Source organism: Clostridium sp. 1001270J_160509_D11 (assembly GCF_015667935.1).
GTDB lineage: Bacteria > Bacillota > Clostridia > Peptostreptococcales > Peptostreptococcaceae > Intestinibacter.
In genome coordinates, this window is sequence record NZ_JADPET010000249.1 from 1 (window position 1) to 1,786 (window position 1,786).

Below are 1,786 nucleotides of genomic sequence, written 5' to 3' on the forward strand. Positions count from 1 at the left end.
ATGCTACCTTTTCATTTGGAGCCCATTCAGCTACTATATCATCTTTATATAAAGCTATATTTTCTAATATTTCTGTATTTATTAGCGAATTTTGTCGAAATATATACTAAAATACACTTTTTTTAACCTATAAAAAAATTTATTCATAAGTAATTATTAAAAAAATTATCCACCTATAAATTTTATACTTAAAAATATCTAATATAGAGCTTTTAAATAAATATAATTTCCTATATATTATAAAAAAAAGCTATAGTTAAAATTATTATGCCTAATAAGTTATAACTATAGCTTTTATTATCTGTCATATATTTTTTAAACTTATATTAGAAGTTCATACCTTTGAAATATTCAATTCCCATAGCATCTCTAACTTCGCTTAAAGTTTGAGCTGCTACTGCTCTTGCTCTTTCGCTACCTTTTTTAAGAATTTCATATATATAATCTGGATTTTGTTCTAATTCTTTTCTTCTCGCTCTGATTGGATCTAATTCAGCTTGTAATATGTCGTTTAAGTATCTCTTAACTTTAACATCTCCAAGTCCACCACGTCTATAATGAGCTTTCATTTCTTCTAATGCATCTTTATCTTTACAGAAAGCATCTAAGTATGTGAATACTGCGTTATTTTCAACACAACCTGGGTCTTCAACTCTTATATGGTTTGGATCTGTAAACATTGACATTACTTTTTTTCTAACTTCGTCAGCATCATCACTTAAGTATATAGCATTTCCTAATGATTTACTCATTTTTGCTTTTCCATCAAGTCCTGGAAGTCTTCCTGCTATTCCTTCTGGGTACATTCCTTCTGGCTCAACTAATACATCTCCGTATGTAGTGTTGAAACTTCTTACTATTTCTCTAGTTTGTTCTATCATTGGTTTTTGGTCATTTCCAACTGGAACTAAATCAGCTTTAAATGCAGTTATATCAGCAACTTGACTCACTGGGTATATGAAGAACCCTGCTGGTATACTTTCTCCAAATCCTTTTTGTTGTATTTCAGATTTTACAGTTGGGTTTCTATGTAGTCTAGAAACTGTTACTAAGTTTAAGTAGTACATTGTAAGCTCTGCTAATTCTGGAATTTGAGATTGTATAAATAAATTTGTTTTTGTTGGGTCTAATCCAACAGCCATATAATCCATAGCTACTTCTAATAAATTATCTACTATTTTTTTTGGATTTTTAGCATTATCAGTTAATGCTTGTTGGTCAGCTATCATTACGAACATATTGTATTTATCTTCGTTTTGTAGAGCTACCCTATTTTTAAGAGAACCTGTATAATGTCCTAAATGTAGCTTTCCAGTAGGTCTATCCCCTGTTAATATAGTTTTTTTGCTCATTTTTTCATCTCCTTATATTGTTGATACGTCTTAAATATTTTTATAATAAAAAACTCCGTCCTAAAACTATAGGACGGAGTTTTTTATCCGCGTTGCCACCTAAATTATGTATTAAAAAATACATCACTTAATTCTCAGTACTATATAATACCTCAGTTGCTATAACGTGCAACACACGGTAAAGTCTACTCTCATAAAGATTTCAATTTACTCCTAAAAGGCCCATTCATTAAATTCTTTCTTGTTGAGATTCCACCATCCTCAACTCTCTATATCGAACCTAAACTTAATTACTCTTCCTTATCAATGGATTTGTTTTATAATTTATATTTTAATATTATTATTTTTTAATTTAATTGTCAATAAATTTACTTACTATATGTTATTAATAAGTATTGCCATTGTTTGTTTTTTCAGTAACATTTGTTACAGTT

The 1,786-nt window shown here is 28.8% G+C and carries 1 protein-coding gene and 1 other annotated feature; the gene reads right to left on the bottom strand.

The window, feature by feature from the left end; translation table 11 throughout:
* Nucleotides 1-326 precede the first annotated feature (326 nt).
* Entirely contained in the window at nucleotides 327-1,352 is a 1,026-nt protein-coding gene (gene trpS, locus I4U58_RS13715; RefSeq protein ID WP_195931893.1) for a tryptophan--tRNA ligase, read from the bottom strand.
* Between the two features lie 66 nt (nucleotides 1,353-1,418).
* Nucleotides 1,419-1,668, bottom strand: a binding site (T-box leader).
* Between the last annotated feature and the right edge of the window lie 118 nt (nucleotides 1,669-1,786).

Excerpts from the sequence above, each read along its gene's own strand:
- trpS (WP_195931893.1), bottom strand. The coding sequence starts at position 1,352 with ATGAGCAAAAAAACTATATTAACAGGGGATAGACCTACTGGAAAGCTA.